At 71.5% G+C, this 26356-nt stretch carries 21 protein-coding genes and 1 pseudogene; 12 read left to right on the top strand and 10 right to left on the bottom strand.

The window, feature by feature from the left end; translation table 11 throughout:
* Nucleotides 1–27: 27 nt before the first annotated feature.
* Genes ACFPQ9_RS02715 through ACFPQ9_RS02725 form a run of 3 tightly spaced genes read left to right on the top strand, consistent with a single transcriptional unit; the run spans nucleotide 28 to nucleotide 3157 of the window.
* Nucleotides 28–1431, top strand: coding sequence for a type I glutamate--ammonia ligase (locus ACFPQ9_RS02715; protein WP_380845858.1), 1404 nt, complete (start codon nucleotides 28–30; stop codon nucleotides 1429–1431).
* A 1-nt stretch (nucleotide 1432) separates the two neighbouring features.
* The gene (locus ACFPQ9_RS02720) at nucleotides 1433–2587 is read left to right on the top strand and encodes an amidohydrolase family protein (RefSeq protein ID WP_380845861.1); all 1155 of its coding nucleotides are present in this window, start codon (nucleotides 1433–1435) and stop codon (nucleotides 2585–2587) included.
* 42 nt (nucleotides 2588–2629) lie between these two features.
* Entirely contained in the window at nucleotides 2630–3157 is a 528-nt protein-coding gene (locus ACFPQ9_RS02725) for an NUDIX hydrolase family protein (protein WP_380848355.1), read from the top strand.
* On the opposite strand, the gene ACFPQ9_RS02730 is transcribed toward ACFPQ9_RS02725, so the two are convergent.
* Nucleotides 3158–3790 (bottom strand): TMEM175 family protein, encoded by a 633-nt coding sequence (locus ACFPQ9_RS02730; protein ID WP_380845864.1) that lies wholly within the window; start codon nucleotides 3788–3790, stop codon nucleotides 3158–3160.
* A gap of 368 nt (nucleotides 3791–4158) precedes the next feature.
* On the opposite strand from ACFPQ9_RS02730, the pseudogene ACFPQ9_RS02735 reads away from it, so the two are divergent.
* The 4 genes and pseudogenes from ACFPQ9_RS02735 to ACFPQ9_RS02750 form a co-directional block, all read left to right on the top strand.
* A pseudogene (locus ACFPQ9_RS02735) lies at nucleotides 4159–5028 on the top strand (chitinase); the annotation flags it as partial.
* A 71-nt stretch (nucleotides 5029–5099) separates the two neighbouring features.
* The gene (locus ACFPQ9_RS02740) at nucleotides 5100–7304 is read left to right on the top strand and encodes an RICIN domain-containing protein (RefSeq protein WP_380848358.1); all 2205 of its coding nucleotides are present in this window, start codon (nucleotides 5100–5102) and stop codon (nucleotides 7302–7304) included.
* Between the two features lie 93 nt (nucleotides 7305–7397).
* Complete coding sequence (locus tag ACFPQ9_RS02745) at nucleotides 7398–8507, top strand: glycoside hydrolase family 19 protein (RefSeq protein WP_380848361.1); 1110 nt, start codon at nucleotides 7398–7400, stop codon at nucleotides 8505–8507.
* 13 nt (nucleotides 8508–8520) lie between these two features.
* Nucleotides 8521–9279, top strand: a complete 759-nt coding sequence (locus ACFPQ9_RS02750) for an NPP1 family protein (RefSeq protein ID WP_380845867.1) — start codon at nucleotides 8521–8523, stop codon at nucleotides 9277–9279.
* Nucleotides 9280–9345: 66 nt separating this feature from the next.
* Here the strand turns inward: ACFPQ9_RS02750 and ACFPQ9_RS02755 are convergent, their stop codons facing one another.
* The 3 genes from ACFPQ9_RS02755 to ACFPQ9_RS02765 all read right to left on the bottom strand — a co-directional run bounded on the left by ACFPQ9_RS02755 (nucleotide 9346) and on the right by ACFPQ9_RS02765 (nucleotide 13168).
* Entirely contained in the window at nucleotides 9346–10701 is a 1356-nt protein-coding gene (locus tag ACFPQ9_RS02755) for an MFS transporter (RefSeq protein ID WP_380845870.1), read from the bottom strand.
* Between the two features lie 54 nt (nucleotides 10702–10755).
* Nucleotides 10756–12231 (bottom strand): NAD-dependent succinate-semialdehyde dehydrogenase, encoded by a 1476-nt coding sequence (locus ACFPQ9_RS02760; protein WP_380845873.1) that lies wholly within the window; start codon nucleotides 12229–12231, stop codon nucleotides 10756–10758.
* A gap of 148 nt (nucleotides 12232–12379) precedes the next feature.
* Nucleotides 12380–13168: an IclR family transcriptional regulator gene (locus ACFPQ9_RS02765; RefSeq protein ID WP_380845876.1), complete on the bottom strand. Its 789-nt coding sequence runs from the start codon at nucleotides 13166–13168 to the stop codon at nucleotides 12380–12382.
* 229 nt (nucleotides 13169–13397) lie between these two features.
* Here ACFPQ9_RS02765 and fae point away from each other — a divergent pair, with 229 nt between their 5' ends.
* The 5 genes from fae to ACFPQ9_RS02790 are packed head-to-tail and all read left to right on the top strand — an operon-like array spanning nucleotide 13398 to nucleotide 18763.
* Nucleotides 13398–13937, top strand: coding sequence for a formaldehyde-activating enzyme (gene fae, locus ACFPQ9_RS02770; RefSeq protein ID WP_380845879.1), 540 nt, complete (start codon nucleotides 13398–13400; stop codon nucleotides 13935–13937).
* Nucleotides 13934–15046, top strand: coding sequence for a mandelate racemase/muconate lactonizing enzyme family protein (locus ACFPQ9_RS02775; RefSeq protein ID WP_380845882.1), 1113 nt, complete (start codon nucleotides 13934–13936; stop codon nucleotides 15044–15046). Before fae ends, ACFPQ9_RS02775 begins: the two co-directional genes overlap by 4 nt.
* Nucleotides 15043–16563 carry an aldehyde dehydrogenase gene (locus ACFPQ9_RS02780; RefSeq protein WP_380845885.1) on the top strand — a complete coding sequence of 507 codons (1521 nt, stop codon included), beginning with the start codon at nucleotides 15043–15045 and terminating at the stop codon, nucleotides 16561–16563. Before ACFPQ9_RS02775 ends, ACFPQ9_RS02780 begins: the two co-directional genes overlap by 4 nt.
* A gap of 42 nt (nucleotides 16564–16605) precedes the next feature.
* Nucleotides 16606–17532: an NAD(P)-dependent oxidoreductase gene (locus tag ACFPQ9_RS02785; protein WP_380845888.1), complete on the top strand. Its 927-nt coding sequence runs from the start codon at nucleotides 16606–16608 to the stop codon at nucleotides 17530–17532.
* A gap of 52 nt (nucleotides 17533–17584) precedes the next feature.
* Nucleotides 17585–18763, top strand: a complete 1179-nt coding sequence (locus ACFPQ9_RS02790) for an iron-containing alcohol dehydrogenase family protein (RefSeq protein ID WP_380845890.1) — start codon at nucleotides 17585–17587, stop codon at nucleotides 18761–18763.
* 12 nt (nucleotides 18764–18775) lie between these two features.
* Here ACFPQ9_RS02790 and ACFPQ9_RS02795 read toward each other — a convergent pair whose 3' ends face one another.
* The 6 genes from ACFPQ9_RS02795 to ACFPQ9_RS02820 form a co-directional block, all read right to left on the bottom strand.
* Nucleotides 18776–19807 (bottom strand): hypothetical protein, encoded by a 1032-nt coding sequence (locus tag ACFPQ9_RS02795; protein ID WP_380845893.1) that lies wholly within the window; start codon nucleotides 19805–19807, stop codon nucleotides 18776–18778.
* Between the two features lie 23 nt (nucleotides 19808–19830).
* Nucleotides 19831–22329 (bottom strand): Hsp70 family protein, encoded by a 2499-nt coding sequence (locus tag ACFPQ9_RS02800; protein ID WP_380845896.1) that lies wholly within the window; start codon nucleotides 22327–22329, stop codon nucleotides 19831–19833.
* A 21-nt stretch (nucleotides 22330–22350) separates the two neighbouring features.
* Nucleotides 22351–22878 carry a hypothetical protein gene (locus tag ACFPQ9_RS02805; protein WP_380845899.1) on the bottom strand — a complete coding sequence of 176 codons (528 nt, stop codon included), beginning with the start codon at nucleotides 22876–22878 and terminating at the stop codon, nucleotides 22351–22353.
* Nucleotides 22875–24212: a hypothetical protein gene (locus tag ACFPQ9_RS02810; protein ID WP_380845902.1), complete on the bottom strand. Its 1338-nt coding sequence runs from the start codon at nucleotides 24210–24212 to the stop codon at nucleotides 22875–22877. The genes ACFPQ9_RS02805 and ACFPQ9_RS02810 overlap by 4 nt, the downstream gene beginning before the upstream one ends.
* 82 nt (nucleotides 24213–24294) lie before the next feature.
* Nucleotides 24295–25425 carry a serine/threonine-protein kinase gene (locus ACFPQ9_RS02815; RefSeq protein ID WP_380845905.1) on the bottom strand — a complete coding sequence of 377 codons (1131 nt, stop codon included), beginning with the start codon at nucleotides 25423–25425 and terminating at the stop codon, nucleotides 24295–24297.
* Between the two features lie 35 nt (nucleotides 25426–25460).
* Nucleotides 25461–26246 (bottom strand): polysaccharide lyase family 7 protein, encoded by a 786-nt coding sequence (locus tag ACFPQ9_RS02820; RefSeq protein ID WP_380845908.1) that lies wholly within the window; start codon nucleotides 26244–26246, stop codon nucleotides 25461–25463.
* Between the last annotated feature and the right edge of the window lie 110 nt (nucleotides 26247–26356).

Genomic DNA, 26356 nt, shown 5'->3' on the forward strand with positions numbered 1-26356 from the left:
AACGGCCGAGCTCGTCGAGGAGACCGTATGACCACCCTTGCCGACCCCGTCCCGGGCGGGCGTCCCGGTGACGTCGAGCGGGCCATCGCGCTCAGCGGCGAGCTGGCCGGGCGGGGCGTGCACGGGATCGTCCTGGCCTACGTCGACACGGCGGGCATCGGCCGGGTGAAGACGATCCCGACGGCGAAGCTGGGCCCGGCGGCGGCCTGGGGGGTCGGGATGTCGCCGGTGTTCGACACGTTCCTCGCGAACGACTCCATCGTCACCACCGACGTCCTCGGCTCCCCGGACGGCGATCTGCGTCTCTACCCCGACCTCGATCACCTGGTGGAGCTCGCCGGCCAGCCCGGCTGGGCGTGGGCTCCGGTCGACCGGATCACGCAGGAGGGCGAGCGGCATCCCGGGTGCGGCCGCACCTTCCTGCGGCGCACGGTCCAGGAGGCCGCCGAACGCCACGACGTCACCTTCCGGGCCGCCGTCGAGATCGAGTGGGCCGTCGGCCGGCCGCCCGGAGCCGACGGCGCGTTCGTGCCGGCGGTCATGGGTCCGGCGTACGGCGCCACCCGTCAGGTCGAGCTGAGCGACTGCTCCGCCGATCTGCTGGCGGCGCTCGCCCGGCAGGGTGTCGAAGTCGACCAGTTCCATCCGGAGTACGCGGCCGGGCAGTTCGAGCTGTCGGTGGCTGCGCTGGACCCGGTGGCGGCGGCCGACCGCAGTGTGCTCGTGCGGCAGACGATCCGCGCGGTGGCGCAGCGGCACGGCCTCGCGGTGTCCTTCGCGCCCGCGGTCCTCGGGCAGGGCGTCGGCAACGGCGGCCACCTCCATCTCTCCGCGTGGCGTGCCGGGGTGAACCTGCACGCGGGCGGTGACCGGCGGCACGGGATGCGGCCCGAGGCCGAGTCGTTCGTCGCCGGTGTGCTCGCCCACCTCCCCGCCCTGACCGCGGTGACCGCGCCGAGCCCGGCGAGCTATCTGCGGCTCAGACCCTCGCAGTGGGCCGGGGTGTTCACCGCCTGGGGCCGGGAGACACGGGAGGCGGGCCTGCGGCTGGTCACCGGCACGGCCGGCCATCGCGACCAGGCGGCCAATCTGGAGGTCAAGCCGGTGGACCTGGCCGCCAACCCGTATCTCGCCCTGGGCTGTCTGATCGCCGCCGGCCTGGACGGTTTGGAATCGGGCGCCCGGCTGCCCGAGGAGATCACCGGCGACCCGGCCCGTCTCAGCGCACAGGAGGCCGCCGCGCGCGGGGTGCGCAGGCTGCCGACCTCGCTGGGCGAGGCCGTCGAGGAGTTCCGCACCGACCGGCCGCTGCGGGCCGCGCTCGGCCCGGTGCTCGCGGACGCCGTGATCGCCGTACGGCAGGGCGAGATCGACGCCGTCGCCGGGCTCGACGACGACCGGGTGGCCGCCGCGTACCGCTGGAAGTACTGACATGGGCGCCACAGGACCGGTCCACGAGACGCTCGCGGCGCTGCCGCTGGTGGACCATCACTGCCACGGGATCGTCACCGCCGCACCGGACCGGGCCGGCTTCGAGTCCCTGCTCACCGAGGGCGATCCCTGGCCGGGCACCTCGCCCTTCGACACCCCGCTCGGTATCGCCGTACGCCGCCACTGCGCACCGCTGCTGGACCTGCCGCGCCACGCGCCCGCCGAAGAATATCTGGCACGGCGGGCGGAACTGGGCAGGGACGAGGTCGACCGGCGTCTGCTGGCCGCCGCCGGAACCGAGGTGTTCTGCGTCGACACCGGGTACACGCCCCACCCGATCACCACACCCGGAGAGCTGGCGCGCACCGTCGGCGCGACGGCATACGAAGTCGTACGGCTGGAGTCGGTGGCCGAGGCGGTCGCGGCCGCCGGAGTCGAACCGGAGGCGTACCCCGCCGCGTTCCGCGCGGCCGCGGAGGAGGCCGTGGCCCGGCCGGGGGTGGTGGCCGTGAAGTCGGTGGCCGCCTATCGCACCGGATTCGATCTGGACCCGGCCCGCCCACCGGACGCGCTCGTCGTCGCGGCGGCCCGGCAGTGGCTCGCGGACGGCGGCCGGCTGGCCGACCCGGTCCTGGTCCGCCATCTGCTGTGGACGGCGGTCGACCTGGGACTCCCGCTCCAGCTGCACACCGGCTTCGGCGACAGCGACATCCGGCTGCACCGGGTGGACCCGACCCATCTCACGGACTGGCTGCATCTCACCCGGGGCACCATCCCGGTCCTGCTGCTGCACTGCTGGCCGTACCAGCGGCAGGCCGCCTATCTGGCGGCGGTGTTCGAGCAGGTGTACCTGGACGTGGGCCTGACCCTGCACCACGTCGGCCCCGCCCGCTCCCGGGCGATCCTGGCGGAGACCTTGGAGATCACCCCGTTCCGCAAGCTGCTGTACAGCTCGGACGCGTATGGTCTGGCCGAGTTGTACCGGCTCGGCGCTCTGGCGTTCCGCCGTGGCCTGGGCGAGTTGCTCCAGGACCTGGTGGACGCCGATGAGCTGGGCCTGCCGGACGCGCTGCGGATCGCGGCGTGGGCGGCCGGTGACAACGCCCGCCGCCTCTACGGACTGCCCGACCCCGTCCCCCGTCCCCCTCGCGACTGAGCGTTCGCAATTCCCGGAAAGTATGATCAAGCAATGTCTGACATGACCGAAACCACGCCCGGCTGGCTGAGCAGCGACGAGCTGGAGCAGGCACGCGCCAACATGCCCATCCTGTACGTCGAGGCAGTGCCCGTGCGCGTCGACGACAGCGGTGAGGTCACCAGCATCGGCCTCCTGCTGCGCATCGGACCGGACGGTACGGTCAGCCGGACCCTGGTCTCCGGCCGCGTGCTGCACCACGAGCGCGTCCGCGACGCGCTGCTGCGCCATCTGGAGAAGGACCTCGGCCCGGTGGCACTCCCCCGGGTGCCGACGTCCCTCCAGCCGTTCACGGTCGCGGAGTACTTCCCGACGCACGGCGTCACGCCGTACCACGACCCGCGCCAGCACGCCGTGTCCCTGGCGTACGTCGTCCCGGTCACCGGCGACTGCCGGCCCCGCCAGGACGCCCTGGACCTGGTCTGGTTCAGCCCGCAGGAGGCCCTGTCGCCCGCGGTGCAGAGCGAGATGCCGGGTGGTCACGGGGTGCTGCTGAAGCAGGCGCTGGCGCATGTGGGCTGTGTGATCTGATCACTCCCCCGAGTCGGCCGGCCTGCCGTACAGCAGCCGCGTCCCGATGGCCAGCAGCCACCAGTACTTGGCGAGTGTCGGTGAGGCGAAGGCCACCGGGATCGACGTGGCGAAGACGAGGACCAGCAGGACGCCGTGCCGGATCTCCACCTTCAGCAACGTGCGAGAGGTGTGCGGCGCCGCCGAGTCGGGGTTCACGAGCAGGCGCACGTACATGCCGCACATCAGGGCCACGGCCAGGGCGATCGCCCCTGCGTAGCAGGCGGTCGCCGTGGTCGTCTCGCCGTACTCGCTGATCAGCCGGGTCGGGAAGGGCAGTGCGGCAACCGCCGCCAGGAGCGCGAAGTAGAGCAGGAGCAGCCAGCGGTCGAGCGTCCCGATCAGTCGGAACAGGCCGTGCTGGACGAGCCAGAGCGTGCCGATGACGAAGAAGCTGAGCAGATAGGCGCCCACGGTGGGCACGGCGTCCGCCACGGCGCCGGCGACCTCGGTCTCGGGCAGGCCGTCCGGGACGGTGATGTCGAGCGCGAGCAGTGTCATCGCGATGGAGAACACGGCGTCACCGAGGGCGAGCAGTCGTTCGGGGCCCACGGCCGGTGGACGGCGGCGCAGGCCCATCGGGCGGTTCGTCATATCGGTGCCACCAGGCGGATCGTCGACGGTCTGGTACGGCGGCGGGGCCGGGAAGGCAAGAAGTACCACGTACCGCGGCGGGGTTCGCGGAGGCCGGTCGGCCCGTTCCGAGCGGGCCGCAATTAATTGTTGCCAAAGCTTACTTCACGTCTTGACGAAAGTGGTCCAGACCTTTAGGTTCACGGGTCAACCAGACACCCACGAGACGCACTCACCGTTCAGAAGGTGAACGCGGCCCCGGTTGCTCACCCCCACGAAGGGCTTCCGCGCGCATGTCCAAAATCCTCCCTGCGGCCATATCCCTCACCGCGCTCTCGCTCACCACCGGCCTGCTCTCCACTCCCCCCGCACAGGCCGCGGCCACCTTGGCGTCGCCGGCCGTGGCGCCGTACCTCTACAACGGCTGGGGCAGCCCGCCGAACCCCACCACGGTCAGCAACGCCACCGGCGTCAAGTACTTCACGCTCGCCTTCGTCCTCAGCAACGGCTACTGCAACCCCCAGTGGGACGGCGGCCGGGCGCTGACCGGCGGTGTCGACCAGCGCACCATCGAGACCGTGCGGGCGAACGGCGGGGATGTCGTCCCGTCGTTCGGCGGCTGGAGCGGCAACAAGTTGGAGAGCTCCTGCTCCAGTTCGGGCGAGCTGGCCGCCGCCTACCAGAAGGTCATCACTGCCTTCGGGCTGAAGGCCATCGACATCGACCTCGAGGCCGACGCCTACGACAGCCCGACCGTACAGCAGCGTACGGTCGACGCCCTGAAGAAGGTCAAGGCCGACAACCCCGGCCTGAAGGTGTACATCACCATCGGCACCGGCCAGAACGGCCCCGACACCAGCCTGATCAACCGCGCGGCGGACGCGGGCCTGACGGTGGACGCCTGGACGATCATGCCGTTCAACTTCGGCGGCAACGGCCAGAACATGGGCGAGTTGTCCGTGCGGGCCGCCGAGGGGCTCAAGAAGTCGCTGAAGTCGGCGTACGGCTACAGCGACGACCAGGCCTACCGGTCCATGGGCATCTCGTCGATGAACGGCATCACCGACCAGAACGAGACCGTCACGGTCAACGACTTCAAGACGATGCTCGCCTACGCCCAGCAACACCACCTGGCGCGGCTGACCTTCTGGTCCGCCAACCGGGACCGCCCCTGCACCGGCGGCCCCGCCGACAGCTGTTCCGGCGTGAACCAGTCCGACTGGGACTTCACCCGGGTGTTCGCCGGATACACCGGCTGATCCAGCCCACCCCCACCAGCCTTCAGCGGGGATCGTCTCGCTTCGCTCGGCAAGGAGAATCCGTGCTCACCTTGCGACCGGCGCTCAAGCGCCTGCGCAGATCCACCGCCGTCACGGTCGTCACCGTGGCGGCCGCGTCCCTGCTCACCTCGGCGCCCACACCGGCCGGCGCCGCTCAGAGCGCGGCGGCCGCGCTGCCCGCCGACTTCGCGACGATCATGAACGCAGCGAGCGGCAGGTGTCTGGACGCCCGGTCGGCCGCCACCGCCAACGGCACGGTCGTGCAGCAGTACGCGTGCAACGGCTCGACGGCCCAGAACTGGAGCTTCACACCCACCGGTGACGGCTACGTCCGCATCAACAACCGCAACAACACCGGGCAGGTCGTGGATGTCGCCGAGGTGTCCACCGCCGACGGCGCGCCGGTCCATCTGTGGGCCTACGGCGGCGGCGCCAACCAGCAGTGGCAGCCCGTCGACGAGGGCGGCGGCGTCTACCGCTTCGTCAACCGCAACAGCGGCAAGTGCCTGGACGACCCGGGCGCCTCGCTCGCCGACAGCGTGCAGTTCGTGCAGTACACGTGCAACGGCAGCGCGGCCCAGCGCTTCCAGGTGGTCCCGGTGAACCAGTCGACGGCCAACCCGGACCTCGGTCCGAACGTGGTCGTCTTCGACCCGTCGATGTCGTCCTCGACCATCCAGAACCGCCTCAACTCGATTTTCCAGCAGCAGGAGACCAACCAGTTCGGCTCCCAGCGCTACGCCGTCCTGTTCAAGCCGGGCTCCTACAACGCGAACGTCAACGTCGGCTTCTACACCCAGGTCGCCGGACTCGGTCTGTCCCCGGACGCGGTCACCATCAACGGCGCGGTGCACGCCGAGGCCGACTGGTTCCCGCCGCAGAACGCCACCCAGAACTTCTGGCGCGGCGCCGAGAACCTGTCCGTCAACCCGACGGGCGGCGCCGACCGCTGGGCGGTCTCGCAGGCGTCGGCCTACCGCCGGATGCATCTGCGCGGCAACCTCGCCCTGGACGACGGCGGCTGGTCCAGCGGCGGTCTGCTCGCCGACACCAGGGTCGACGGCCAGGTCAACTCCGGCAGCCAGCAGCAGTGGCTGACCCGCAACTCCCAGCTCGGCAGCTGGACCGGCTCCAACTGGAACATGGTCTTCGTCGGCAGCCAGGGCGTCCCGGGCACCAGCTTCCCCAACCCGCCGTACACGACGGTCGCGCAGACTCCGGTCAGCCGGGAGAAGCCGTTCCTGTACGTCGACGGTGACGGGACCTACAAGGTGTTCGTGCCGTCGACGCGGTCCAACTCCAGCGCGACGAGCTGGGCCGGGGGTTCGCCGTCCGGCAGCTCCCTCTCCCTGGACAGCTTCTACGTCGTGAAGCAGGGCTCGACCGCCGCCGACATCAACGCGGCGCTGGCGGCGGGCAAGAACCTGCTGGTCACGCCGGGGGTCTACCACCTCAACCAGACCCTCCAGGTGAACCGCGCCGACACCGTCGTCCTCGGCCTGGGCCTCGCCACCTTCATCCCGGACAACGGCGTCACCGCCATGAAGGTGGCCGACGTCGACGGTGTGAAGATCGCGGGCGTCCTCTTCGACGCGGGCACCACCAACTCGCCCACCCTGATGGAGGTCGGCCCGAACGGTTCCTCCGCGTCCCACGCCGCGAACCCGACCTCGCTGCACGACGTGTACTTCCGTGTCGGCGGCGCGGCCGTCGGCAAGGCGACCACCAGCCTCGTCATCAACAGCGACAACGTCATCGGCGACCACATGTGGATCTGGCGCGCCGACCACGGCAGCGGCGTCGGCTGGAACACCAACACCGGCGACACCGGCCTGATCGTCAACGGTGACAACGTCACCGCGTACGGCCTGTTCGTCGAGCACTACCAGAAGTACCAGACCATCTGGAACGGCGACGGCGGGCGGACGTACTTCTACCAGAACGAGATGCCGTACGACCCACCGAACCAGGCGGCGTGGATGAACGGCTCCACCCAGGGCTACGCGGCCTACAAGGTCGCCGACTCCGTGACCAGCCACCAGGCCTACGGCCTCGGCAGCTACTGCTTCTTCAACGTCAACCCGAGTGTGACCGCCGAGCGGGCCATCGAGGCACCGAACAAGGCGGGAGTGCGCTTCACCAGCATGGTGACCGTCTCCCTCGGCGGTACAGGCACCATCCGGCACGTCGTCAACAACACGGGCGGTCCGTCCAACTCCGGCTCCAACGTGGCCAATCTGACGAACTATCCGTAGCGCTTCCCTGAGCTCAGCCGTCGGCCGCCCCTCGGGAACGAGGGGCGGCCGGCCCACCCCTGCCATCTCGAAGGAGCGTCCTCGACCATGTCCATGACCCAGCTCAGACCCAGACTCGCGATCTTCGCGGTCCTCACCGCCGTCCTCACCGCCCTGCTCACGGTGACCCCCGCCCGGGCCGCCGACGGCACGATCACGGGCCTCGCCGGCAAGTGTGTCGACGTGGCGGGCGCGAGCAACGCCAACGGCACCGCCGTACAGCTCTACGACTGCAACGGGACCGGCGCGCAAGTCTGGTCCAACTCCGGCGACGGCACCCTGCGCGCGCTCGGCAAGTGTCTGGACGTCGTCGAGCGCAGCACGGCGGACGGCGCCGCGGTGCAGCTGTGGGACTGCTCGGGCGGCGCCAACCAGCAGTGGGTGGTCAGCGGGGCGCGCGACATCGTGAACCCGGCGGCGAACAAGTGCCTGGACGTCCGGGACAACAACAGCGCCAACGGCACCCGGCTGCAGATCTGGACCTGCACCGGCGCCGCGAACCAAAAGTGGAACGCGCCCGCGAGCGGGGGCGGCGGCACCCCGTCCGGCTTCGTGGTCAGCGAGGCCCAGTTCAACCAGATGTTCCCGAACCGGAATTCGTTCTACACGTACAGCGGCCTGACGGCCGCGCTGAGCGCCTACCCGGGCTTCGCCAAGACCGGCAGCGACACCGTGCGGAAGCAGGAGGCGGCGGCCTTCCTCGCCAACGTCAACCACGAGACCGGCGGCCTCGTCCACATCGTGGAGCAGAACACCGCCAACTACCCGCACTACTGCGACTGGAACCAGCCCTACGGCTGCCCCGCCGGTCAGGCCGCCTACTACGGCCGCGGTCCGATCCAGCTGTCGTGGAACTTCAACTACAAGGCCGCCGGTGACGCCCTCGGCATCGACCTGCTGAACAACCCCTGGCGAGTGCAGAACGAGGCCGCGGTCGCCTGGAAGACGGGTCTTTGGTACTGGAACACCCAGTCCGGCCCCGGCAGCATGACCCCGCACAACGCGATGGTGAACCAGGCCGGCTTCGGGCAGACGATCCGCTCCATCAACGGCTCCCTGGAGTGCGACGGCAAGAACCCGGCCCAAGTGCAGAGCCGCGTCGACGCCTACAACCGGTTCACCTCGATCCTCGGCGTCTCGCCGGGCGGCAACCTCTACTGCTGAACCGGGAGCCGTGATGCGTAAGTTGAGCACCCTCGCGATGGCCCTTCTTGGGGCGATGACGCTCATCGTGGGCCTCCCCGCGAGTGCCCACGCGAGTGTCCTGACCCTGCTCCCCCAGAACGCCGACGGTCTGGAGCAGACGTTCTCCCCGGCCTACGACTACGACGGCGACGGCTGCTACGCCACGGCCGCCATCGGTGCCGACGGGACCCTCAACCCGGGTCTCGAGCTCGGCGGCGACGTCAACGGCAAGTGCCACGACTACGCCCAGCTGGCGAACGCCAACACCTATTCGCGGGCGAAGTGCAACAACGGCTGGTGCGCGGTGATGTACGCCAGCTACTTCGAGAAGGACCAGATCACGCTCGGTCCGGCGGCCCTCGGGCACACGCACGACTGGGAACACGTCATCGTGTGGGTCCGCGACAACCAGGCCGAGTACGTGTCGGTGTCGCAGCACAACACCTACCAGCTGGCGGCCCGTTCGGCGATCCGCTTCGACGGCACCCACCCGAAGATCGTCTACCACAAGGACGGCGTATCGAGTCACTGCTTCCGGTTCGCGGGCGGCAATGACGAACCGGCCGAGAACGCCACCGGCAACTGGTTCTTCCCGCGCCTCGTCGGCTGGAACGGCTATCCGGCCGGATACCGCGACAAGCTCATGAGCGCCGACTTCGGGTCCGCCACGATCAAGATCGACGACGGCGACTTCCAGTGGGCGCTCAACTACGCGAAGCCGTCGGGAATCCCCTTCGACGCCTACGCCTGACGCTCGCCGGCGCAGCACGGCCCCGCAGGCACTCGCCTGCGGGGCCGTCCCGTCTGCGTGCGATGGCTAGGCCCCGCGTGCCTTGCGCGCCGCTCGGGCGAGGTCCATGTCCGTCGTCTCCGGAGCGAGGAACTGCGAGACCAGACCGCCGAGCGCGAGCACCCCGGCGCCGACCAGGAGCACGAACTCCGCGCCGAACCGGTCCAGGCCCATCGGCAGCAGGAAGGTGCCGATGGCCGCGCCCACCCGGCTCATCGCGGTGGCGAAGCCGACGCCGGTGGTGCGCAGCGAGGTCGGGAAGACCTCCAGCGGGTAGATGGCGGTGAGCGCGCTGGAGGCGGCGTTGAGGAAGATGAAGAACAGGAAGCCGCCGACGATGACCGGGGTGGAGGTCGGCCACAGCGCGACCAGCGCCAGAGCGCCGGCGGTGATCCAGAACGGCGGGATGAGCAGCCTGCGCCGGCCGATCCGGTCGACGACCAGGCAGCCCGCCGTCACGCCCGCCACCGCGGTGAAGGAGTAGACGAGCAGCGCCGCGACCGCGTTGTCGCCCATGTTCAGGGCCTCGAAGACCTGCGTCCAGAAGGTGCCGATGGCGAAGTACGGCAGGACGAGCGCCGCCCAGAAGACGCTGGCGAATATGGTGCTGCGCAGGTGGCGGCGGTTGAACAGGGCCAGGAATCCCTCCCTCGCGGGTGCCTCGGACTCGTCGAGTTCGGCATCGACGTCCACCTCGATGCCGTACTTCTCGATCAGCGCCTCGGCCTCCTCGCGGCGCCCTCTGCTCAGCAGCCAGCGCGCCGACTCGGGGATGCCGCCGCGCAGCGCGACGCACACCACGGCGATGACGGCGCTGCTGGCCAGGGACCACCGCCAGCCGCCGTCGACGTCCGCGAACAGCGCGCCGACGACAGTGGCCAGCGCGTAGCCGACGTACCAGCTGATCTCCAGGCTGGCCAGCAGCCGGCCGCGGCCCTTGCGGGGCGCGTACTCGGACAGCAGCGGGGCGCCGATGGCGTACTCGCCGCCGATCGCCACTCCCATCAGCAGACGGATGAGGAAGAGCTGGGTTCCATCGGTGACGAAGAACTGGACGACCGAGCCGATCAGGAAGATCAGCATGTCGACGAGGAACACCGGGCGGCGGCCGAAGCGGTCGGCGAGCCGGCCGAAGAGGGGGCCGCCGATGAAGATGCCGATCAGCGGGGAGGCGCCGACCAGTCCCTGCATGAAGGTGGAGAGGTGCAGGTCGGTGGTGAGCGCGGCCATGGCCATGCCGATGCCGCCGATGATGTAGCCGTCGATGCCCTGCCCGATCTGGGTGGCGAGCTTCAACTTGGTGTGCAGACGGCGGCGTTCGCGGTCCCGGCCGGGGACTTCGGGTGTGCCGGGCTGGTGCTGGGTCGCAGGCGTCATTGCCATGGGCGGTCCTTGTCGTGAGCGGAGGGAGGGGAGGTGGGGCGCGGGGGTGGGGAGTCAGTCGGTCCAGTCCAGGGCGATGTACTGCGTCTCCAGGAAGGCTTCGATGCCTTCGCGGCCGCCTTCCCTGCCCAGCCCTGACTGCTTGACGCCGCCGAAGGGGGCGGCCGGGTCGGACAGCAGGCCGCGGTTGACGCCGACCATGCCGGCCTCCAGGCGTTCGGCGAGGCGCAGTGCGCGGCCGACGTCGCGGGAGTAGACGTACGAGGCCAGGCCGTGGACCGTGGCGTTGGCGCGGGCGATCATCTCGTCCTCGTCGGTGAAGGTGGTGAGCGGCGCGACCGGTCCGAAGACCTCCTCGTGCAGGATCCGGGCGTCCTCGGGGACGTCGACGAGGACGGTCGCCGGGTGGAAGTGGCCGGGTCCGTCGGGTGTGCCGCCCTGTGCGGCGATCCGGGCGCCGCGGGCGACGGCGTCGTCGACGAGGGAGCGGATCTTGTCGACGGCCGCCCGGTTGATCATCGGTCCGAGGGTGACGCCGTCCTCCAGGCCGGGTCCGACACGTACGGCGGCCATCGCGGCGCCGAACTTCTCGGTGAACTCGGCGGCGACGTCGGCGTGGGCATAGAACCGGTTGGCGGCGATGCAGACCTCGCCGCCGCCGCGCATCTTGGCGTCCATCGCGCCGCGTACGGCCGCGTCGACGTCGGCGTCCGCGCAGACGACGAACGGGGCGTTGCCGCCGAGTTCCATGGTGACGTTGACGACGTTCGCGGCGGCCTGCTCCAGAAGCAGTTTGCCGGTGGCGGTGGAGCCGGTGAAGGAGAACTTGCGGACCCGTTCGTCGCCGAGCCAGGCCGGGACGACCTCGGGGGCGCGGTCGGTGGGCAGGACGTTCAACAGGCCGTCGGGCAGGCCGGCTTCGGTGAGCAGCGCGGCGATGGCGAGGGCGGTGAGCGGGGTCTCCGGGGCGGGCTTGAGCAGGACCGGGCAGCCCGCCGCGAGCGCCGGGGCGATCTTGCGGGTGGCCATGGCGGCCGGAAAGTTCCAGGGGGTGACGAAGGCGGTGACGCCGACGGGGTGCTTGCGTACGACGTGGCGGTAGCCGCCGGCCGGGGCGTCCCCGAAGGAGGAGCCGACGCGGACGGCCTCCTCGGCGAACCAGCGGAAGAACTCGGCGGCGTAGCCGACCTCGGCCGCCGCGTCCCGGTATGCCTTGCCGTTCTCCAGGACGATGAGCCGGGCGAGGGTGCCGGTGTGCTCGCGCATCAGCGCGAAGGTGTCGTGCAGGATCTCCGAACGGCGCCGGGAGGGGGTCGCACGCCAGCCGGCCGCGGCCGAGTGGGCGGAGTCGATCGCCGCGCGGGCGTCCTCCTCGCCCGCCGAGGAGACGCAGCGGATCAGGTCGCCGGTGGCCGGGTCGTGGACCGGATACGTCCGTCCGTCGGCTGCCGGGAGCCATCGGCCGCCGAGGAACACATCGCCTTCCGCAAGCGGGGCCTTGGCCAGGAGGTCGATGCCGGCGAGGTTCATGAGCTGCTCTTTTCTCCGTTTCGGACGGGGCTCGTCCGATGCGCGGTGAATTTACGAGCGCGTCATGGGGCCGACAAGGCAACCCCGGCGGATCGAAACGGGGGTTGCTCTGAGGGCAACTCGCCGATCATGGGCGGGTGTACGTGGGTCAGGTGAGCCGGGCCCGCAGCAACGGAGTGCGCCGGGGCTCCCAGCCCAGCAGTGACGACACCCGCGCCGCCGCCCGGGCCGTCGTACGCCCGGCGTCGTCGAGGCGGTCGCCGAGGCGGGCCTTGGGGGCGGAGATGTTGATGGCCGCGACGACCCGGCCCCGGAAGTCGCGCACCGGCGCGGACACCCCGACCAGGCCCTCCTCGAACTCCTCGCTGACGCGGGCATAACCCTGCCGTCGGGCGTCCTGGATGAGGGTCCACAGGTCCTGCACGGGCATCTCACCGGTCGTGCCGAAGCGGACGTACAGCTCGTCGGGCGTGGCATCCGCGAGAAGGACGCGTCCGGCGGACAGCCGCCAGGCGGGCACGCCGCGGCCCTCCCAGCCGTGGACACGGAAGGAGTGCCCGGAGACCGACAGCAGGGTGAGGACGTCACGGTCGCTGAGCACGCACAGATGGCTGGTCTCCTCCAGGTCCGCCGACAGGGTGTGCATGACGGGTTCGGCGACCCGCACCAGCCGGCTCTCGGAGGTCCGGGCCACCAGGGAGAACAGCCGCCAGCCGAGGCGGTACTCCAGGGTGTCGGGGTCGCGCTCCACGATGCCCTCGGCGGCGAGGGCCTTCAGCGCCCGGGAGACCTGGGTCTTCTCCCGGCCGACGAGCTGCGCGAGGCGTACGACGCCGAGGCCGCCGGCGTTCTGCGCCTCGTCGGAGGCGAGGGCCTCCAGCAGGTCTATGTCACGGCGCAGGCCGTGTCCGCGGGAGGCCGAGGAGGAGTCGGTCACCCGGTCATCGTATGCGTGCTCGCCAGCGAAGGAACCCCCAGGTCAGGGCCGAGGTTGTCAGGAGAGCAACCGGCATTTCGATTCCCACGGGCGCCTTGCGAGGGGGTGGCCGCGGACCTAGATTCGCCGCATCGGGCCGGATGAACTGCGCGGTATGCGAGCTTTGCTCCCGCCTCGCCGGATCCCCCGGTCCGCCGCCCTTCCCGCTCCCGGAGATCCAGGAGATCCCATGCCTTCGCCCTTTGCCCCGACCGCGCTCATCGGCGAGTCCTTCGTCGGTGAGGGCGCCGACGCCGCGCACACGAACATCGTGATCGGACGCAAGGGCGGCCCCGTCGAGACCGCCTGGACGACGGCGCTGGCCACCCCGAGCGCCGGGCACGTGCCGTTCATGACGGTCGTACGGCCGTCCGTGCCGGTGAAGCCGCTGACGCTGTTCGTGGCCAAGGCCGCCGCGCAGGGCGAGCTGCATCAGCGGGCCACCTGGGGTTCCGCGCAGGCCGGTCTCGCGCAGGGGGTCGTGGACGCCGTCGACGACGGGCTGATCCCGGCCGAGGACGCCGACGACCTGCTGATCATCGCCGCGGTCTGGGTCAATCCGGCGGTCGGTGACCTGGACGTCTCCTTCCGCAACCAGCGCGCCGCCGCGTACGGCGCGGTGCGGGCCGCCGTGACCGGCACGCCCGCCCTCCTCGACATCCAGGCCGCCGCCAAGGAAGGCCCGGCCAACCCGTTCTACACGCCGACCCCCGAGGTGCTCACCCGATGAAGATCACCGACATCACCCTGGACCGGCTGCGCCTGGAGCTGGACCCGCCGTTCCGGGCCGCATGGGACCCGGAGCCGCGGCGGACCTTCGACGCGACGATCGTCCGGGTCCACACCGACGAGGGCGTCACCGGCATCGGCTCCGGCGACCTCATGGACGGCTTCGAGACGTACAAGCACCTGTTCGTCGGTGAGGACCCGCTCGACATCACCCGGCACGTCCGGGCCATCGAGACCGCCAACTTCCACGGCGCGCACTACTGGCCCCTGGAGGCCGCGCTGTGGGACGTCATCGGCAAGGTCCACGGCCGGCCGGTGTCGGAGCTGTTCGGCAACGCGGCGAAGAAGCTGCCCGCGTACGCCTCCTCCGGCGAGCTCAAGTCCCCCGAGGAGCGGGTCGCCACCGCGCTGAAGGTGCGTGAGGCCGGTTTCCGGGCGATGAAGATCCGGATCGACCGCAGCCGGGTCGACGAGGGCATCGCCGCGGTGCGTGCCGTGCGTGAGGAACTCGGGGCCGACTTCGAGATCATGGTCGACCTCAACCAGTCCTGGCGGATGGCGGGCGACACGGCGAACGCCTCCGACCTCGCCAAGACCCGCAAGACCATCGCCCGCCTCGCCGAGCTCGACGTGTTCTGGGTCGAGGAGCCGCTGCCGTACGCCGACCTGGACGGCTTCAAGCGGCTGCGGGCCGAGAACCCGGGGGTGCGGATCGCCGCCGGGGAGATGCACCACTCCCCCACCGAGCTGCTGCGCTACCTCGAGGAGGACGCGCTCGACATCTACCAGATGGACGTGGTGCTCGCGATCGGCATGCAGCGCGCCCGCACCCTGGCCGAGCTGGCGCACCTCAAGCACCGCCAGTTCACCCCGCACAGCTGGACCAACGGCATCGGCGTGCTCGCCAATCTGCAGGTCGCGGCGGGCGTCGGCGGCGGCCCCTTCTTCGAGTTCCCCTACGACCCGCCCGGCTGGACCCCCGAGCGCCGCGACTTCATGCTCGCCGAGCCGGTCCGCGTGAACGCCGAGGGCGACCTGGAGATCCCCGACCGGCCCGGCCTCGGCGTCGAGCTGGACGAGGACGCGATCGACCGCTGGAGGATCAAGTGACGTACACGATCGAGGAGTTGCTGGCGCGCTCCCACGACGAGTGGCTGGCCGCGGCGGGCAAGCTGTCCTTCGAGACCCGCCTGTTCATCGACGGCGCCTTCACCGACGCCGCCTCCGGCGACAGCTTCACCAGCGTCTCGCCGCGCGACGGCGCGGTGTTGGCCGAGGTGCAGGCCGCGGGCGCAGAGGACGTCGACCGTGCGGTGCGGTCCGCGCGCGCCGCCTTCGAGGACGGGCGCTGGCGGGACCTCGCGCCGAAGGAGCGCAAGCGGATCCTGCTGCGCTGGGCCGAACTGATCCGGGCGAACGCCGAGGAACTGGCGCTGCTGGACACGCTGGAGATGGGCAAGCCCATCACCGAGTCGGTGCGCATCGACGTGGACAAGGCCGCCGAGACCATCGCCTGGTACGCCGAGACCCTCGACAAGACCTACGACGAGGTGGCCCCGACCCCCGGTGACGCGCTGGCGCTGATCACGCGGGAGCCGCTGGGCGTCATCGGCGCGGTCGTGCCGTGGAACTACGCGCTGCTGATCGCCAGTTGGAAGCTGGGCCCGGCGCTCGCCACCGGCAACAGCGTCGTCCTCAAGCCCGCCGAGCAGACCTCGCTCGCCGCACTGCGCCTCGCGGCGCTGGCCACCGAGGCGGGGCTGCCCGACGGTGTGCTCAACGTGGTCCCGGGCCGGGGTGAGATCGCCGGCCAGGCCCTCGGCCGGCACCCCGAGGTCGACAAGATCGCCTTCACGGGCTCGGCGGAGGTGGCCCGGCTCTTCCAGGTGTACGCGGGCGAGTCCAACGGCAAGCAGGTCGCCGTGGAGGCGGGCGGCAAGTCGCCGCAGCTGGTGCTGGCCGACGCCGACGTGGAGGCCGCCGCGTCCGCCGTGGCGTGGGGAATCTTCTACAACGCGGGGCAGACCTGCAACGCGGGTTCCCGTGTCGTCGTGCACGCGTCGGTGAAGGACCGACTCCTGGACGCCGTACGGCGGATCACCGCCGAGACCTTCCGGGTCGGCGACCCGCTGGACCCGGCGACCGTGATGGGGCCGATCGTCGACGAGGGCCAACTCGCCAAGATCCTCGCCTACATCGAGCGCGGGCTGGCCGACGGGGCGCGTGTCCTGCTGGGGGGCGGGCGCACGCTCACCGAATCCGGCGGCACCTTCGTCGAACCGACCGTGCTCGACGGTGTGGACAACACGTCCGTCGTCGGGCAGGAGGAGATCTTCGGCCCGGTGCTGGCCGTCGTGTCCTACGACGGCGACGTGGACGAAGGTGTACGACTGGCGAACCAGAGCGACTTCGGACTGGTCGCCTCCGTCTGGACCCGGGACGTGAAGGTCGCCCATCGCACCGCCCGGCGGCTGCGGGCCGGCACGGTGTGGATCAACACCTTCGACGCCAGCGACGTCATCACCCCCTTCGGCGGCTTCAAGGCCACCGGCGCGGGCCGCGACAAGTCCCTGCACGCGCTCGACGCGTACACGGCGCTCAAGACCACCTGGATCGACCTGGCCTGAACGGCCACCGCCCTACCCCACCTGTACTTAGCGAGGACATCGATGAGGATCGGTTTCATCGGCCTGGGCAACATGGGACGCCACATGGCCCGTCATCTCATCCACGCGGGCCACCTGGTCACCGTGCACGACTCCCGGCCCGAGGCCGCCGTCGAGCATCTGGCGCTCGGCGCCCGCTGGGCCGAGACCCCGGCGGCGTGCGCGGCCGACGCCGAACTGCTGATCACGATGCTGCCGAACCCGCGCATCGTCGAGGAGGTGCTGCTGCACGGCGGCGCCGCCGGGGCACTGCCCGAGGGTGCCCTGTGGATCGACATGTCGACCTCCACTCCGGCCGCCGCCGACCGGATCGCGGCCGAGGTGCTGGACCGGCGCGGAGTGCGCCGCCTGGACGCCCCCGTCAGCGGCATGGCGCACGGTGCCGAGGCGGGCCGGCTGCAGATATTCGTCGGCGGAGCCGCGGACGACTTCCGGATGTGCCTGCCCGTCCTGGAGACCCTCGGCGACCCGGACAAGGTGCTGCACGTGGGCCCGCTCGGCGCCGGCTACACGGTCAAGCTGATGATCAACCTGCTCTGGTTCACCCATCTCGTCGCCGCCTCCGAAGTGCTGGCCATGGGCACGAAGGCGGGCGTCGACCTGGGCGTGCTGCGCAGCTCGCTGCTCGCGAGCCCGGCCGCCTCGCACTTCCTGGAACACGACGTGCTGTCCGTGCTGGTCGAGGGCGACTACGACGACTCCTTCGCCATGGCCCTGGCCTGCAAGGATCTCGGACTCGCCGTCGACCTCGGCCGCGACGTGGGCGTGTCCGTCGAGCTGTCCGCCCTCGTGGAGCAGATCTTCCGCCGCTCCCGGGCCCAACACGGGGACCTGGCCGGGGAGATGAGCCCGGTCCGGCTGTACGAGGCCCTGGCCGGACGGGAGTTCCGGCTCCCACGCCCGGAGGAGGCCCTGATCGGCACCGCCTGATCCCCCGGAACCCCTCTCCCCCTTCCCACCGCGTTTCCAGGAGCCGTACGCCATGGGCGAGTCCCTCACCAGCCAGCCTGCCGGCACCAACGGGCTGACCATCGATCCCACCTGCCGTATCGAGTTCGGCCCCGGCCGCCTCGCCCACCTGCCGGAGCTGATCTCCTCCCTCGGCACGGACCGCGCGTTCGTGGTCACCGACCGTGGTCTGCGGGCCGCCGGCATCGTCGACCAGGTGCTCAAGGTCCTCGACGCGGCGGGCGTGCAGCACGGGGTGTACGACGGGGTCGGCGCCAATCCGTCCACGGGCAACGTCGACGAGGGCGCCGCCCGGGCGCGTGCCTTCGGTCCGGCGGTCGTCGTGGCCCTGGGCGGCGGGTCGGTCCTCGACGCCGCGAAGGGCATCTCGCTGCTGGTCGGCAACGCCGACGCGGCTGCGGCCGACGCGGACGCCCTCTGGGACGCGCTGGACGGACTGCCGCTGATCGCGATCCCCACCACCTCGGGCACGGGTGCGGAGACCAACGGCTTCGGCGTCATCGAGGACACCCCCGCCTGCCGCAAGGTGTACCTCGGCCACCCGTCGGTCAAGCCGCGGATCGCGCTCCTGGATCCGGAGCTGACGCTCGGCCTGCCCGCCCGGATCACCGCCGCCACCGGCATCGACGCCCTGGTGCACGGGATCGAGTCCCTCGCCTCACGCGGAGCGAACCCGGTCTCGGTGGCGTACGCGACGCAGGCGGTGGCCATGGTCGGGCGCTGGCTGCCGGTCGCCCACCACGACGGTTCGGATCTGGAGGCCCGTGCGCAGTTGATGCTCGGCGCCCACCTGGCGGGCCAGGCGCTGACCCTTTCCGGGCTCGGCCTCGTCCACGGCATCGGGCACGCCCTCACCGCCCACACCGGCACCCCGCACGGCGTCGCGCTCGCCGCCGTCCTGGAGGAGGTCCTGGAGTTCAGCGCCCCGGACGCTCAGGAGGCCTACGAGCTGACCGCCCGCGCGCTGCGTCTCGACCCGCCGGCCGACGGCGACTGGGCCCGCGCCGCGATCGACGCGGTCCGCGAGATCTCCGGCACGCTCGGCATCAAGCAGCCCCTGCGCGAACTCGGCGTCCGCCCGGACCTGTTGGCGCCGATCGCCTCCGGCGCACTCGCGGACGCGGTCACACGCAACGCACCACGCCAACCCACCGAACAGGACGTCCTCGGGATCCTCGAATCGGCCTTCTAGCAGGGCACCCTCCTAGCCGGGTGTCACCACCACCGTCACCGTCCGGTTCCGCGCGACCCCCGCGAACGGCGCGTCACGCTGATCGGCGCTGGCGGTGGTGAACTCCGTCAGCGGTCTGTCAGCGGCCGCGCTCAGCTCCCGTGCCGCGACGAGGGCACGCCACAGGGAGAGGACGGAACCGCCGCTGGTCGGGGCACCGGGCACGACGGCGGTGTGGCCGTGGATCTCGACGCGTACCTTCCGTCCCGCGAGGCGTTCGCCCAGCCCGGCGAGCCGCTCGGCGCCGACCGGGGTCAGTTCGGCGCCCTCGGAGAACAGCCCGTCGGCGAAGGCGACCTCCACCGAGTCCCCGTGCGCCACCGGGCTGATGCCGGGCGCGGTCAGCTCGCCGGCCAGTGCTTCCGCCGCCTCCGCCCGGCGCGCCGCCGCGAGCGCCCGCTCCCGGTCCCGCTCCGCCCTGCGTTCGGCGTCCAGTCGCTCGGCGATCCGCTGCGCCCGGTCGGCCTGCGCAGGACCGGGCTGCCCCGGCCGGCCGTCGGCGGTGTCGATCAGGACGACCGTGCAGGCGGTGATCGCGGCCACGGCACAGACAGCGGCGGCCAGTGCCGTACGGGCGCGGTGCCGGGCCAGCGCCGCACGGGGGCCGCGGCCGCCGAGCCGGTCGATGCGGGCCAGCCCGGCGGACGCGGCGGCGTCCGCCGGCTGCCGCTGCCGCACCCCGCGCCAGCACTCGGCGGCCCGCGCCATTTCGCCGCGCTGCGCGTACACCCGGGCGAGCAGATCGAGTACGTCCCGATGGTCCGCGACGAGCGGATCATCGACCTCGTGCAGCATCCGCAGGGCGCCGTCCAGATCACCGGAGCGGGCCGCCGTACTGGCACGGGAGACCAGGAGAGCGACACGGAGCGAGTCGGCGGGGGCCGTGGCGCCCTGCCCTGTGCCGTCCGCCGTCGTGTCGTCCCGTCCGGCCGACTGGAAGACGCCTGACGGGAGGCCCGTCGGGATGCCTGTGGGGCTGACCGTCGGGATGCGGGATGTGGCCACCTTCAACTCCTCCTGTCCGCCGACTAGTTGACGCCGCCGGACAACCGCTCCGCCTCATCCGCGGCCCCCGGCGGCAGCAGCCTGCGCAGCCGCTCGTTGACCCCGGCGAGCGCGCGGCGGTTGCCCGCGGCGACGGCGCGGCGGCCCTCCAGGATCGCGGCGTCCGCCTGTGCGCGGGAGAACATGTCGTCGCGCATCTCGACCAGCGCGTGGAAGACGACGTACTCCCACTGGTCGGTACGGCGCAACAGCTCGACGTGGAACTCCCCGGCCCGTTTGACGAGCCGGCGCAGATCCGCCGGAGTGGCGTCCTCGCCGAGCGAACTGGCGCGGTCCCGCATGGCCTGGAGCTCCCGCCGGTCCGACGGGCCGCCGCCGACCTGTTCGACGACGTCCTCGCAGGCGCTGAGCAGATCCCACAACTCGCGCTGCAGGCCGGGGATCTCGATGGCCTCCTCGATCTCGTCGAGCTGGGCCTCCACGTCGCGGATCCGGCGGTCGCTGGTGACGGCGGCGCCCGTGTCGACGGCCGCCGCGTCGACCTCCTTGCGCAGCTGGGGGATGGTCCGCTGCTCCGAGATGTCCACCAGGCGCGTCCGCGCGTCCTCGGAGTGCACGTCCTCGGCCTGGTCCTGCAGGAGGTGCATCCGCTGCTCCAGATCGTGCAACCGGTCCACCAGCTCGGTGTGTTCGGGCGCGAGCAGCTCGGAACGGTTGATGGTCGCCTCGAACTGCTGCTCCAGCAGGGGAATGTCGGCGGTGACGAGGACCTCCCGGTTGCTGGCCTGGATCTCGAAGGTCACCTCGACCTCGCTCTGGGTCGGCAGGTCGATCCGGATGTCCCGGGGCCGGATCTCGATCAGCCCGACCCTCGTGTTGCGGTCGGCGCGCCTGCGCTCGCCCTCCAGCAGCGGGATGCGGATGACGGCGTCGGGCTGGGTGCGGCGCAGCGCGATGGTCGTCCGGTACGGCTTGGTCACCTGGGCGGGCAGGGTGGTGCCCTTGCGCAGCAGCGGGTCGAAGGTGCCGTCGGCCTTGCCGATGCCGAGGGTGCCGGTGAGTACGGCGTCGCCGGGGACGACGGCCGCGTGGCTGATGGAGAAGGTGTCGCCCGCGAGGTTCCGCCGGGTGCCGGCGTTGTCGGTGAGCTCCACGGTGAAGCGGGACCTGGTGTCGGCGTCGATGGCGACCTCGGTGTAGAAGGTGCCGTCCGTGCTGAGTACGGTGCGCGGCCCGCGGAACGGCGGGTGGCCGTCGGGGTTGCTGAGGGTGACGGTGTAGCGGGTCCAGTCCACCGCGCCGCCGCTGCTCACCTTGCCGGAGACGGGGATCCCGGTGGTGTCGACGGACTGCGCCGGATAGTGGAGTTCGATCGCGAACTCGCCCGGTGCCGCCTTCTGCGGCTTCTTCGGCAGCCGGACCGAGCGGGCGAACACGGCGGCTCCGCGCGCGACCACGGTGGTGGGGTCCTGACTGTGGTCCAGGGGGATGCCGGGGCCCTCGATGGGGTCGGCGAGCAGTTCGCGCAGTCCGGGGCTGAGGGTGGCGCCGCCGACCAGGAGCAGCCGGTCGATGTGGTCGGGGCGCAGCGAGCTCTGGGCCAGCGCGTCGCGGCACAGCCGGATGGCCCGGGTGTAGAAGGGCAGCGCCAGATCGTCCAGGGCGCCCCGGGTCAGGGTGTACTCGAACGGTTCGACGCCGCCGCTGCCGTCGTCGAGGTCGACGGAGATCTCCACCGAACCGGCGCGGGACAGCGCGATCTTGGCGTTCTCGGCCTCCAGCTTCAGCTTGGCGAAGTTCTTGCGCCAGTCGGGGTTGTTGCGGGTGAAGTCCGCGAGGCCGAGGTCACGGCGGGCCGCGGGCGCCAGCAGGTCGTCCACGAGGGCCCAGTCGATGAGCTTTCCGCCGAGGTAGGGGTCGCCGGCGTGCTGGATGAGCTGGAGTTCACCGTCGCGCTTGCTCATCAGGGCCGCGTCGAAGGTGCCGCCGCCCAGGTCGAACACCATCCAGTGCGCGGACTCGGAGGCGTCCTGCACCCCGTAGGCGATGGCGGCGGCGGTCGGTTCCTGCACCAGTGGGCAGTGCTCGCCGAGCCCGGCGAGGGAGGCGGCGGTGCTGGTGGCGTTGTTCTGGTTCAGCGCGAAGGAGGCCGGGACGGTGATCACGGCCGCCGCCGGCTGCTCGCCGTACTCGTGCGCGGCGTCCTGCCGCAGGGACTTGAGCACCTCGGCGGAGAGCTCCTCGGGGGTGAGGGTGAGGCCCGTGCGCCCGAAGAGCCGGCCGGCGCCCGCCGCCCCCATCTCCAGCTTGAACTCGGCGTAGGCGTTGTCCGGGTCGCTCTCCGTGCGCTCCCGGGCCCGCCTGCCCACATGGATCACCCCCTCCTTGGGGATCCACACGGCGGAGGGCGTGAAGTCCCAGCCGTCGTTGTTCTTGATGACCCGTACACCGCCGTCCTCGGCCATGGCGATGGCGCTGTTGGTGGTGCCGAGGTCGATGCCGAAGTCGATGGTCTCGCGCATGGTCGTGATCTCCTTGGTCGTTCAGTTGGCCCGGGGACCGGGCCGGCCGACGATGACCTGGCCCATCTGGATCCGCTCGCCGCGGAAGTAGACCGACGGCCGTACGGTCTCCAGCACCACCTCGCGGTCCAGTTCCGGTTCGTCCTGGAACACCAGGACCTCCAGGGACTGGCCGGAGTCGAACGGCTGCCCGTCGTGCTCCTGGATCCGAAGCCCGTCGTCGGCGAGTGCCTGCCGGCTGGCGTGGACCTGGCGGCGCACCTGCCGCAGATCGGCCGCCGAGAGGGGGCCGGTCCCCTGGTCGAGCTTGCGCAGGGCGCGCCAGATGCCGACGGCGGCCCCGAGCAGCGCGTCGGTGCCGGCGCCCCGCAAGGTGCGGGCCTGCTCCGCGAGCGCCTCGGCGGCCTCGACCTCGGCGAGCACGGCCGCGGCCCATTCGGCCTGGGCCGGCTCCAGCAGCGGGCGCGGGACGCGGAACTCGGGCGGGTGCCGCAACTGGCCCAGCGCGGCGCGCACTTCACGTACCCGGCGGTGGACTCGGGACCTCACCGGTACCTCCTTCTGCCCCTGTGGAGCCGGAATCGCGCGTAGCCGCGCGAGATCTTCTGGACGGCGAGGGCGATCAGGCCCATGCACAGGAAGCCGCCCCAGGCCCCTTCCCACCCGTAGGACTCCCACAGGGCGACCAGCACACCGAGCGCCATGCCCAGCAGCAGACAGCCGGGCCACACACGGTCGGTGGAGGGGGCTGTGCCCGACGCGGGGCGGGTGGGGACGGCGCCCACGGACCAGTCGTAGATGACGTCCCAGTTGTCCTTGAACGCCTTCACCTCCCGCTCCGGGGCGATCTCGTACGCCCGCTCGGCGAGTTCGACGACCGCTTCCTTCTCGGGGGTGGTCGGCCGTCGGAACTGGTAGTGGCCGAGCATCGCGACGGCGAGGTTGCCCACGCCCACGGCGACGATGCGCGCCACGTCGTCGTACCGCCAGTCCGAGACGTACGCCCGGAATGCCCCGAGCCGTTCGAACGCGGGCAGGACCTCGCGCCGTACGGTCTCGGTGGCGTCCGCGAACAGCTCGGCCTCTTTCTTGTCGTTCACGGACCGCAGCCCGTCGGTGATGGTCCGGACCGTCTCCTCCACCGACTCCTCGAAGAGTTCGGTGAAGAGCCCCGAGAACACCGTCTGTTCCGCCCAGCCGGCGCAGACCTGTGCCAGGCGCGGCCTGAAGTCCGGGTCGGCGGCGAGTTCGGAGAATGGGGAGACGAGGAGGCGGGGAAGGGCGGCGAGGAAGTCGTCCGCGCAGAGCTCGCCCAGCCGCGGATCGTCCAGTTCGCCGATCCGGTGGGCGATGTGCAGGCGGAACTCGGGGCGCTCCAGCAGCAGTCCCCAGCCGCCGGCGGCGCCCTGCCAGAGGATGTCCCGTCCGTCGGTGGTGGCATGGCCCCGTCCGGTCTCCGCGTCCAGGGCCATCGCGTGGAAGCGCACCGCGTCGTCGTGCTCCTGGTGGACGGAGGCGGGGCAGCCGCAGTCCGGGCCGGGCTCGCCCCATCGCCACAGCAGTTCGTCGACCAGCCGCCGCCGGGGGTCCTGGAACTCCTCGAACGCGGCCCGCACCTCGTCCTTGCGGAAGCCGCCCGCGAGCGGGGACTCCGGGTCCGCGGGCAGGGACTCCTCGACCGCGAGCCTGGCCTCCAGCCGCTGCCGGTGCCGGCGCACGGCGCGCCCGTCGGCGTTCGTCGGGAGCCCGGTGACGGCGAAGGCGTTGTCCCGGTACAGCCGCGTCCCGCCCAGGTCCGTGAAGCGGGACAGGTTCCCGGAAGTCCCGGGTCGGGCGGCGCCGGACGGCTCGCCCCGTCGGTCGCCGGTGGTGGTGTCGTCCATCCGCTCTCCATACGTCCGCTGCCCGTACGCCGGTCGTCCGTGGCCGATTGCGCGTACGTCCGTCGCTCGCGCGCCGGGCCGGTCACATGACCACCCCCCGGCGCCATGTCATCAGCCGTGCCATGTGCCGTTCCCGGAGCGGGGGATGGCGGCTGACGGCCTCCTCCAGCTGGTTGGCGGCATCGGCCAGCCGTCCCGGTGTCCGGGACAGCTCGATGGCCGCCCGCACCTGCTCGGCCACGGACCGCTCCACCGCCGCGGCCGCGTCGGGCGGCGGTCGTACCCCCGCCGCCGGACGCAGTGCCTCGGCCCGTTCGGCGACCTCGCGGGCGGAGGCGGGCCGCTCGGCCGGGTCCACGCGGAGCATGTCGACCACCAGCAGGTCCAGTTCGGGCCCCACGCCGTCGTTGAAGGAGCTCGGCGGCAGCAGCGGCCGGCTGAAACGCTCCAGCGAGAACGACTGCACCGGGTCGCCGCCGTTGTACGGGAAGTGGTCGGTGAGCAGGAAGTACGCGATGGTGCCCAGCGCCCAGACGTCCCCGGCGCACGAGTAGCCCGTGCCCCGGCGCAGCACCTCCGGCGGCATGTAGGCGACGGTGCCCTGCGCGCTGGCCGCCATCGTGCCCGGGTCGGTCTCCTTGGCCAGCCCGAAGTCGCTCACCTTCACCCGCAGTCCGGACTCGTCGTAGGTGATGAGCACGTTGGCCAGCGACAGGTCGCGGTGCACGATCGGGTGCGGGCGCTCATGGGCGACGGCGAGCCCCTCGGCGGCCTGCCGCAGCACGGCCGTGGCCTCGTGGACGGGCACCGCGCCGGAGTGGGAGGCGACCAGCCGCTGGAGGCTGCCGCCGGCCACGTACTCCATGGTGATGTAGCCGCGCATCCCCTCGGAGGTCTGCACGGTGCCCGCGTCGAAGACCCGGATGATGTTGGGGTGGCCCAGGGTGGACAGGATGCGGGCCTCGTCGAACAGCCGCGAGGTCGCCTCCAGCGAGGCCACGTGCTTGAAGAGCTTCAGCGCCTGCCAGCCGAGGATGTGGTGCCGTACCCGGTACACCTCGGCGAACGCGCCCTCCCCCAGCCTGCGGTCCACGACGAGCGCCGAGTTGATCCGCTGCGCGCGGGTCAGCAGTCTCCCCTCCACGCCGGTGGTGTCCCCCGTCATCCGCCGCGCCCCTTCCGTGCCCTCGGTCGCCGACACCGTGACACGCATGTCCCGGGACCCCTCCCGGACGCCGTGCGCACAGGTCAGGAGTGGGTGACGTCGATGCGGGAGATACGGACCTCGCCGTGGTTGCCGTCGGCGCACGGCGTGGAGTTGTCGCAGTTGGCCTGCGTGTAGGCCCCCGCCTTGAAGTAGTTGGTGTCGCCGTCGTGGGAGATCGTGGTCTGGAGCCGGCCGTTGTAGTACGCGGCGATCCGCCCGTCCGCGGCCACGAACCCGGCCTCGAACTCGGTGCCGAGCTCGTAGTCGTCGGTGACGAGGTGGTGGTGCCGGTCGTCGCCGTCGGTGACGTAGAGCTTGCGGCCCTCGAGACGGAAGACGGTGACGTCGTCGTCCCCGCCGTGGACCTGCGCGCCGACCAGGTAGGGCCGTTCCTCGGGCAGCGCCGTGAACGCCTCCCTGACCACCAGGGTGTGGGCGCCGTCCGTGGTGGACCAGGCGGCCTCGTCGGCGCCGCCGTCGGTCATCTCCCGCAGTTCGGCGCGCGGATAGCTGGACCCTGCGGTCGTCACGCCGTTGACGGCGGCACGGAATCTCACCGCGCCGCAGTCGGCCTCCGCCCGGAACCAGGGGGCGGCGGAGAAGGTGCCGAGCTCGGGCTGGGTGATCTCGGTGGGGTCCTCGTCCTCGCCGGTGGGCAGGGTCAGCTTCCAGTCGGTCAGATCGAGTACGTCGGCGGGGTGTGCGCAACGGGCGGGCGCCGCGCGGTCGTTCGGGGCCGGAGTGCCGGGGTGCGCGGTCAGGGTGAGGGCGGCGATCGAGACGGCGGCGGTGGTGCCGGCGAGCAGTGCGGTCCGGGTGCCGGGCATGGTGGGGGCTCCTTCCGTCGGGGTGTGGGACACGGGCCGCCGCGTACCGTAGACGCTTCGCGCGGGACCCCTCCCGCAGCGTGCGTGCGAGTGATGAAGGCTCTGGGTAG

This window comes from Streptomyces coerulescens (genome assembly GCF_042657965.1).
Classification (GTDB): Bacteria; Actinomycetota; Actinomycetes; order Streptomycetales; family Streptomycetaceae; genus Streptomyces; species Streptomyces coerulescens.